At 24.1% G+C, this 9167-nt stretch carries 10 protein-coding genes; 3 read left to right on the top strand and 7 right to left on the bottom strand.

The genetic code is table 11. The annotated features are described in order from the left end of the window. Window positions 1-1066: PASTA domain-containing protein (locus H0H44_RS02535; protein WP_238786123.1), on the bottom strand; the 1066-nt coding region annotated here is incomplete at its 3' end. Window positions 1067-1155: 89 nt separating this feature from the next. On the opposite strand from H0H44_RS02535, the gene H0H44_RS02530 reads away from it, so the two are divergent. After that, window positions 1156-2142, top strand: a complete 987-nt coding sequence (locus H0H44_RS02530; RefSeq protein WP_185871559.1) for a D-alanine--D-alanine ligase — start codon at window positions 1156-1158, stop codon at window positions 2140-2142. Window positions 2143-2269: 127 nt separating this feature from the next. Here H0H44_RS02530 and feoB read toward each other — a convergent pair whose 3' ends face one another. Together feoB and H0H44_RS02520 are read right to left on the bottom strand one after the other, a co-directional pair. Next, window positions 2270-4306: a ferrous iron transport protein B gene (feoB, locus tag H0H44_RS02525; protein WP_185871558.1), complete on the bottom strand. Its 2037-nt coding sequence runs from the start codon at window positions 4304-4306 to the stop codon at window positions 2270-2272. Further along, a complete protein-coding gene (locus tag H0H44_RS02520) occupies window positions 4293-4532 on the bottom strand; it encodes a FeoA family protein (RefSeq protein ID WP_185871557.1) in 240 nt (79 codons plus the stop codon). The genes feoB and H0H44_RS02520 overlap by 14 nt, the downstream gene beginning before the upstream one ends. A gap of 62 nt (window positions 4533-4594) precedes the next feature. Here H0H44_RS02520 and rseP point away from each other — a divergent pair, with 62 nt between their 5' ends. Beyond that, the gene (rseP, locus tag H0H44_RS02515; RefSeq protein WP_185871556.1) at window positions 4595-5917 is read left to right on the top strand and encodes an RIP metalloprotease RseP; all 1323 of its coding nucleotides are present in this window, start codon (window positions 4595-4597) and stop codon (window positions 5915-5917) included. Here rseP and H0H44_RS02510 read toward each other — a convergent pair. Both H0H44_RS02510 and H0H44_RS02505 read right to left on the bottom strand, forming a co-directional pair. Then, window positions 5914-6495: a 5-formyltetrahydrofolate cyclo-ligase gene (locus H0H44_RS02510; protein WP_185871555.1), complete on the bottom strand. Its 582-nt coding sequence runs from the start codon at window positions 6493-6495 to the stop codon at window positions 5914-5916. The genes rseP and H0H44_RS02510 overlap by 4 nt on opposite strands. Next, window positions 6488-7318, bottom strand: a complete 831-nt coding sequence (locus H0H44_RS02505; protein WP_185871554.1) for an alpha/beta fold hydrolase — start codon at window positions 7316-7318, stop codon at window positions 6488-6490. The genes H0H44_RS02510 and H0H44_RS02505 overlap by 8 nt, the downstream gene beginning before the upstream one ends. A gap of 102 nt (window positions 7319-7420) precedes the next feature. Here H0H44_RS02505 and H0H44_RS02500 point away from each other — a divergent pair, with 102 nt between their 5' ends. Continuing rightward, window positions 7421-8191, top strand: a complete 771-nt coding sequence (locus H0H44_RS02500; RefSeq protein WP_185871553.1) for a type III pantothenate kinase — start codon at window positions 7421-7423, stop codon at window positions 8189-8191. Here the strand turns inward: H0H44_RS02500 and H0H44_RS02495 are convergent. Together H0H44_RS02495 and greA are read right to left on the bottom strand one after the other, a co-directional pair. Next, on the bottom strand, window positions 8171-8593 hold the full coding sequence (locus tag H0H44_RS02495) for an HIT family protein (RefSeq protein WP_185871552.1): 423 nt from the start codon (window positions 8591-8593) through the stop codon (window positions 8171-8173). The two genes, H0H44_RS02500 and H0H44_RS02495, sit on opposite strands and share 21 nt — an antisense overlap. Beyond that, window positions 8586-9074: a transcription elongation factor GreA gene (gene greA / locus H0H44_RS02490; RefSeq protein ID WP_185871551.1), complete on the bottom strand. Its 489-nt coding sequence runs from the start codon at window positions 9072-9074 to the stop codon at window positions 8586-8588. The genes H0H44_RS02495 and greA overlap by 8 nt, the downstream gene beginning before the upstream one ends. Between the last annotated feature and the right edge of the window lie 93 nt (window positions 9075-9167).

Genomic DNA, 9167 nt, shown 5'->3' with positions numbered 1-9167 from the left:
TTTTGAAGTCTTTTTCTTCAGTTTGTTTTTTGAAGTCTTTTTCTTCAGTTTGTTTTTTGAAGTCTTTTTCTTCAGTTTGTTTTTTGAAGTCTTTTTCTTCAGTTTGTTTTTTGAAGTCTTTTTCTTCAGTTTGTTTTTTGAAGTCTTTTTCTTCAGTTTGTTTTTTGAAGTCTTTTTCTTCAGTTTGTTTTTTGAAGTCTTTTTCTTCAGTTTGTTTTTTGAAGTCTTTTTCTTCAGTTTGTTTTTTGAAGTCTTTTTCTTCAGTTTGTTTTTTGAAGTCTTTTTCTTCAGTTTGTTTTTTGAAGTCTTTTTCTTCAGTTTGAATCAAATGATCTAATGTTTCTTCTCTTGAAGTTAACCAAAGTTCAATAGATTTATTCTTATCGTAAAGAACACCAGGATCAGGTTTTTGACGATATACTTTTACATTTTTTTCAGGATTTATGTCAGGATTTTTGATTGCATAATTATAGTAAAAATTGATAACATGAAATGACTGATTTTTTAGAATAGAAGTAGCTGAATGTAATGACATTCCAATAACATTAGGAACTACAAAATTATTTTTTTCATATTCTTTTCCAATAATTAAAGTAACTCCATCTTGATTAGGAGGAAATCTATATCCGGATTGAATAGATTTGTTATTATATAAAACTTTTAAAATGATATTTTCATTCATATCATTAATGTATCTGATTTCTTTAACGAAAATATGATTAGCGTGAAGTAATTTTATAGCTATTCGTTTATCTTTATTTATAATATTAGGTAAAACGGATTGAGATGATTTAGAATTAACTTGTATATATATATATCTACCTTCTTTAACATGTCCACCAGCTTCTGGAGAAAAAGAAATAATTTGATTAATTTTGAAATTAGGATCATATCGTGATGTATCTATATCGTATTTTAGACCTAATTTTTCTAAAATTAATAAAGATTTAGATAAAGTAAAACCTCTTAAATCAGGAACTACAACATAAGATCCATGTTTTGTATAAATATCTACCCATTTCAATGCTAATTGAGTAATTTTATATAAAATTAGTATGGAAATCATAATATTTATGATAAATATTACAAAATATTTTGAATAATTCATAAATAAAAAATAAAGAAATAAAAAACCAATAAAATTAAAAATAAATAATGAAAAAAATAGCAGTTGTTATGGGGGGGTATTCAAATGAATCCATTATTTCACTAAAAAGCGGAAAAGTTGTTTATGAAAATTTATGCAGAAAAGAATTTGATCCTTTTCAAATCTATCTTCTAAAAGATAGATGGTTTATGAAAGATGATAAAAATAAAGAGTATTTTATCAATAAACAAGATTTTACTATTTTTGGAATAAAGAATTTAAAATTTGATTGTGTATTTAATGCTATACATGGAACTCCAGGAGAAGACGGAATGTTACAAGCTTATTTCGAACTATTAAGAATTCCTTATACAGGATGTAGTTTTCATCATGCTAATGTTACTTTTAATAAAAAATATTGTTTAAGTTTGATGAAATATTTTGGAGTTAATACAGCTGAATCTTTTTTTTTAAACAAAAATCAGATTTTTTGCCAAGAAAAAATTTTAAACAAAATAGGACTTCCTTGTTTTGTAAAACCCAATAGATCTGGATCTAGTTTAGGTATAAGTAAAGTTTATGAAGAAAAAGACCTTTTTAATGCAATACAAAAGGCTTTTATAGAAGATGAAGAAATTATTATAGAATCCTTTCTTGAGGGTAAGGAAGTCTCAGTTGGTGTTTTTTCATTTAAAAATGAAATAATTGTTTTACCAATAACTGAAATAATCAGTCAAAATGATTTTTTTGATTTTGAATCAAAATATTCTGGAAAATCTAAGGAAATTACTCCAGCAAAATTATCACCGGATGTTGAGAACAAAATACGAAAAATAGCAAAAAAAGTGTATAAATTTTTAAATTTATCAGGAATATCTAGAGCAGAATATATCATAGTAAATGGAGATCCTTTTTTTCTGGAAATCAATACAATACCCGGTTTTTCAGAAGAAAGTATTTTTCCAAAACAATTGAAAATAGTTGGGATTTCTTTGTCTGAGTTATTTAAAAATTATATATACGCTTCCATTGAAAAGAATATGTTAGGAAAATAAGATTCTCAAAAGAATTCACAGTTTACAATTACATTTTTTTTTTCGTAGAAAAAAATGCAACAATTTTCTAAATAAATAAAAGATTGAATATAAGAAAAATAAACTAATTATGATGTATTGCCACATTTTATTTTAATATTTGATATGTAAATAATGAAACTATATAAGACAGAAAAGTCATAAAAATAAATTGTATAATTGGCCATTTCCAAGATCTCGTTTCTTTTCTTATTATAGATAAGGTGCTTATACATTGCATAGAAAATGCATAAAAAAATAATAAAGAAGTCCCTGTTGCTAAATTATAAATAGGTTTTTTAGTTATAGGATAGACTTCTTTTTTCATTTTTTCTTTTAAAAAATTTTCTTTTTCTTCTATACTATACACAGACGCCATAGTACTAACAAAAACTTCTCTTGCTACAAGAGATGATAACAATCCTATTCCAATTTTCCAATCATATCCTAATGGACGAATTATAGGTTCAATTTTTTTTCCTAATAATCCTAAATAAGAATAAGGTAATTCTTTTTTTTGTATGTTAATAATTGAATTTTTATCCGATAAGTTTTCTGAAGGACCGAAAGTACCTAATACCCAAATCAATATATTTATTAAAAAAATCATTTTTCCTGCATTTATAATAAATGATTTAAGATTGATCCATAGAGTAATCAACATATTTTTTAACATAGGAATTTTATAAGTGGGAATTTCCATTATAAGATGACTTTTATAAGTTTTTTTTAGAAATTGATGTAAAATTATTGATACGATTAAAGCAGATATAATTCCTAAAATATACATAGCTAAAAGTACGATCCCTCTTAGTTGAATGAAATACCATTTTTTGTCCGGTATAATTATAGATATAATTAAGGTATAAACAGGTAATCTTGCGGAACAAGTCATAAAAGGAGTTGCTAAAATAGTAATTAAACGATCTCTAGTGTTTTCTATATGTCTAGATGACATAATTGCAGGAATAGCACAAGCTATACTTGAAATAAGAGGAACAACACTTTTTCCATTCAATCCAAAAGGACGCATAATTCTATCCATTAAGAATATAACTCTACTTATATAACCACTTTCTTCCATAAGAAAAAGAAAAAATAGTAAAATAGAAATTTGTGGTATAAAAGAAATAATTGTGCTAATTGCAGGTAATATTCCTTGCAAAAAAAAATTATTCAAAGGACCAGAATAAACATTTCCTAATTTTTTTTGTATAAAAGAAAAAAAAAATTCTATAAATTGTTTAGGTATTTCTGACCAAAAAAAAATAGATTGAAAAATAAAAAATAAAATAAATAAAAAAATAAAGTACCCCCAAAAAGGGTGTACAATAAAACAATTATCTATTTTTTTTGAAAATTCTAAATAGGTTTTTTCTTTTTCAGAAATTAATTTGGAAACTGTTTTTGAAAAAATTTTTTCTATTTCTTCATATCTATCTAATGTTTCTTTTACTTGTAATCTTTTGGGAATAATGTTATGTTTCTTTTTTATTTCATCTAATAAAAAATTTTCCTTAAAAAATTTTTTATTATAAGCTAAATAATACCAAGCTTGGTAAGTATTTACTTTAAAATTATTTTTTACGTCATCAATAGCAGTAGAATAATTTATCCCTGGATTAAAAAAGGAGTTTTTTTTTTTATTTAAATTTTTTATTTTTCTTTTAACTTTATTTAAGCCTACTCCTGTTCTTGCGTTAATTAATACTACTTCTGTTAGAAGGAAGTTTTTTAATTTTTCTATATTAATAGATATTCCCTTTTTTTTTGCTTCGTCAAGCATATTCAATACAAAAAGAACAGGGAATCCTAAGTCTTGTATTTGCCTAAGTATAAGGAGACTTTTTTTTATATTTGATGAATCAGCAACAACTATGATTTTATCTGGATAATCAAAATCATTTATATTACTGAGTAGTTTACTAACTATCTCTTCATTTTCAGATGAAGGATATATACTATAAGTTCCAGGAAGATCTAAGATTTGATAATATATATTATCGTAATAAAAATATCCTATTTTTTTATCTACTGTAACTCCTATATAATTTCCAACTTTTTGATTTAGTCCAGTTAATTTATTAAATAAAGAAGTTTTTCCGACATTTGGATTTCCAATAAGAGCTAATTTAATTTTTAACATTATTTATTTCTGGTTCTATTATAATATTTTCGGCTTCTTCTTTTCGTAAAATTAAGAAAGATTGATCATAGCTTATACATAATGGATCATAAAAAATAGAAACAAAAAGTATTTCGAATTTTACGCCAGGTAAAATTCCTAATTCTAATAATTTTATAGGAAAATCATCATTTTTATATCCTTTAATAATTCCTTTTTCTCCTTTTTTAAGATTAGATAAATTCAAAATATATTTTTATTTTGGAATAAAGATTTAAATTTATCTTTTTTATTTTTTAAATTTTATAAATGTCATCAATTTTAATTAGATCTATACAATTACTATTAAGCATTTCTATATTAGTTGTTGTTCATGAATTAGGTCATTTTATTCTAGCTCAAGTATTTAAAGTTAGAGTAGAAAGATTTTTCTTGTTTTTTGATCCTTGGTTTTCTCTTGTTAAAAAAAAGATAGGACATACTATTTATGGAATAGGTTGGTTGCCTTTAGGAGGATATGTTAAAATATCTGGAATGATAATGGATAATAAATCAGAAATTCAAACCCAAAATTGGGAGTTTCGTTCCAAATCCGGAATAAAAAGACTATTAATTATTTCTGGAGGAATTATTTTTAATATATTGTTATCTATTTTAATTTTTACTTTTTTGTTATTCAAACATGGGGAAACTTTTCTTCCTACGAAAAATGTTAAATACGGAATAGAAGTTGATGATTTAGGGGAAAAAATAGGATTAAAAAATGGAGACAAAATTTTATTTGTAAACGATAAGTATGTTCCATACTTCAATGATATTCCAAAAGCAATTATTTTGGGTAATTCTATTACTATAGATCGTATGGGAAATATTATAAAATTATCATTAAGTGATAACAAGAAAAAATTTCTTTTTGATAGAAAAGAATTTAATTTTTTTATTAAACCTCGTGTTCCCCCTATAATCAATTATGTGATAAAAAATTCTGAAGCAGAAAAGTATGGACTAAAAAATAATGATGAAATATTAGCTATTAATTCTGAATTTGTTCTTTTTTCTGATCAACTAAAAGATTTATTATCAAAGTATAAAAATGAAAATATATTAATATCTATTAATAGAAATGGGAGCCTTATTCAAAAAGAGATTTTTGTAAACCCAAAAGGGATTTTAGGTATTTATTTAAAAGATTTTATGGATTTAGATCAAATTTTTTTATTTGATAAAAAAAATTACACTTTTTACGAAAGTATTCCTCATGGAATAAAAAAAACTTGGAATGTTCTAAAAAATCAAATCTTTTTTTTTAAAAATGTTTTTCATATAGAAACTAAAGCTTATAAACAAATAGGTAGTTTTTTTTCTATAGCTAAAGAATTTCCATCTAAATGGAATTGGGATATTTTTTGGACTTTAACTGCTACTTTATCCATTTGGTTAGCTTTTTTAAATTTATTCCCTATTCCGTCATTAGATGGAGGATATATCTTATTTATCATGATAGAAATGATAACAAAAAAGAAAATAAATGAAGAAATAATTGAACGTTGTACTATTTATGGATTTATCATAATTAGTTTAGTTATGATGTTTATCATCATTTGGGATATTTTCAAAGTTTTTTTTTCTTAAATTTTTTTAAAGAAAAAAATATGATTGGGGGTAATTCCTATATCAATTAACAAATCGTCTTTATGTATATTATTAATTTCTTTTATAGGGGAAAAAAAACTTAAACCTATTTTAATAATATTTTTTTCACATAAAGGAACAAATCTATCATAAAAACCTTTTCCGTAACCTACTCTATAACCTTTTGAATCAAATATTAACAAAGGAATAAATATCACTTCAATAAGTGAAATTGAAACAATAGATTTATGCCTAGAAATAGGTTCTAGAATTCCATATTTTTTTTTTATTAATATAGTATTTTTATGAAAAAAACAATTTTCTATAGATAACTTACGAAAGTTAGAACAGGGAATGGTTACGCATTTTCCTGTTTTTAGTAAGAAATCAATTATAATAAACGTATTTACTTCTTTATGTTCACATATGGGTAAAAAAATATGAAAATATGTATTTTTCCATATAAAAAATAGCTTTTTTAACTGAAAAAAAATTTCATAACTCATTTTCATAATCTCATATTGAGAAATAGACTTTCTCATATAGAAATATTGTGCACGTAATTTTTCTTTATTCATTCAACTTAGGTTCAACCGTAAGGATAGAAAAATCTATAAAATTTTCTAATATTTTTATTATTTCTTTAGGTTTTTCTATATGACCCATATGACCTGTGGGTATTGCAACAAAATAAATTTTATTTCCATTTTTCATTTCTTCATAAATTTTTTGAATATCAAGAATTGAATCGTATAAACCAACTATACATAGTTTTGGAAACTTAGTTGTTTTTAGTAAAAATTTTCTATCTTTCCGAATTGACATTCCTTTCAAAAAAGAAATAATACTATTTATGTGAGTATATGAAGCAATTTTACATACAAAACGTATTTCTTCTTGTAAAGAAGATAATCTTTCATAATGAAACAATTTTTTTATACTTGCGGATATAAACAATGAATAATTATTAATTGCTAATTGAATAGACTGAATACGGTTTTTCTTTTTTTCAAGTGTATCTGATTCTGTTGTAGAATGAAGCAAACACAAACCTAAAAACATTTTGGGATACTTTTCCGCCATGGCTAAAGCAACATATCCTCCCATAGAATGTCCTACAAAAATAGCTTTTTGGATTCCTTTTTTTTCTAATGTTTTTTTTACAATTTCTGCGGTATTTTCCATTGTAAAAATTCCATCTTTTTCTAATATTAAAACGTCTTTTCCATTACTTTTTCCATGACCTGGAAGATCAATTAAAATAACTTTATACTTATTAGAAATATCATGATATACATAATTCCATATTTCTAAACTTTCCATAAATCCATGTAATAACACTATAGGAACTCCTGTTTTTTTTCCTTTTATTTCTAGATTTATTTTACAAATATTAGTCATATATTAATGAAAATATAATATAAGAGAAAGATATATGAAATTGAAAAAAAAAACAATTATTTGATTTAAAATATATTTGAAATATTCAAAATGAGGAGAATCATGTTATTAACAATAAATATTGGAAATTCAAGTCTTCGTTTTGGACTATTCGATAGTAGTTATAATTTGAAATGTAATTGCTCATGGATCATTAATACTAATCCACACAAATCACGAGATGAATATGTTTTATTATTTAAAAATATATATCAACAATATGATATTTTTTCTAAGTTTATACAAAATATCGTTATTGGATCGGTAGTTCCTTCTCTTACAAATATAGTGGAACAATCTTTATATGAAATACACAAAATAAAACCTATTATAGTTGATAGAAACTCAAATTCTCCTATAAAACATTATTCACATCAATTAGGAACAGATTTATATGCCAACGCTACAGCCGCATATACATTATATAATAATAAAAATACCACTTTAATAGTGGATTTTGGAACTGCATTAAGTTTAACTTGTATAGATAAGTATGGAAATCTTTTAGGTGTTATTATTGCTCCGGGAGTTAATAGTTCTTTAACTGCATTAATTGGAAATACAGCTCAATTATCACAAATTGAGTTAAAAAAACCTCATAGTATATTAGGTCAATATACAGAAACATGTATTCAAAGTGGAATTATATACGGTTATATAAGCATGGTTGAAGGATTGATAAATAGGGTCAATCAAGAATTGAAAACAAATTGTTTTGTTATTGCTACTGGGGGTTTATCTCATATATATACGCCATTAACAAAAAAAATTCATATTAAAGATAAATTACATACAATAAAAGGATTAAAAATCCTATTTCATTGGAATCATTAAAGCGTCTATAGATTTTTTTATTTTTTCTGATAAACCTTGAAAAGTCTTTGAAGATAAAACCATTCTTTTTTTGGTAAAATTTACATCACTCTCTTTATTCATAGGAATTAGATGAATGTGAACATGAGGAATTTCAAAACCCATAACAAATACACCAATACGATTGCAAGATATAATATTTTCTATACCTATAGCTACTTTTCTTGTGAAAGACATAATAGAGATAAATTCTTTTTTTGATAGAGAAAAAATTTTATCTCTATTACTTTTTTTTGGTATTACCAAAGTGTGTCCTATTTTCATAGGATGAATATCTAAAAAAGCTAGATGATCAGAATTTTCCGCTACTTTATAAGCTAAAATTTCATTTTTAATTATTTTTTGAAATATATTATTATTCACTTTCACTAAACGCTATTTCTAAAATTTCATAATCGAGTATCATCTTATTAGGCAATTTAATATGCGCTATTTGTCCTACTTGTTTTCCAAGTAAACCTGTTGATATAGGTGTATTTATGGATATTTTTCCATATTTTAAGTCTGCTTCTCCCTCTGGAACTAAAGTATATATTTGTTCTCCTCCATAAGTCAAATTTTTGACTCTTACTGTGGACAGAATAGATACTCTAGTTCTATTAATTTGTGATCCATCTATAATACGTGCATTAGATAGTTTTTTTTTTAATTTAGCTATGTTCATTTCTAAAAAACCTTGAGCTTCTTTTATTGCATCATACTCTGCGTTTTCTGACAAATCTCCTTTATCTCTGGCTTCTGCTATTTGCATGGATATTTTCGGGCGTTCTACGTTTTCTAATCTTTCTATTTCTTTTCGTAATTTTTCTAAACCTTCTTTAGTTATATATTCAAATTTTTCCATAATTTTTTTTCATTATTTTTTCATTCAATTTATTTATTTAATGACGTATATAAAGTTATATGATTTTGAAATAATGTTATGTGTTGTGTTTTT

This window comes from Blattabacterium cuenoti, from assembly GCF_014252115.1.
Taxonomy (GTDB): domain Bacteria; phylum Bacteroidota; class Bacteroidia; order Flavobacteriales; family Blattabacteriaceae; genus Blattabacterium; species Blattabacterium cuenoti_AK.
The sequence above is the reverse complement of the archived record's forward strand: the minus strand, read 5'-3'. Positions and strand labels throughout refer to the sequence as shown.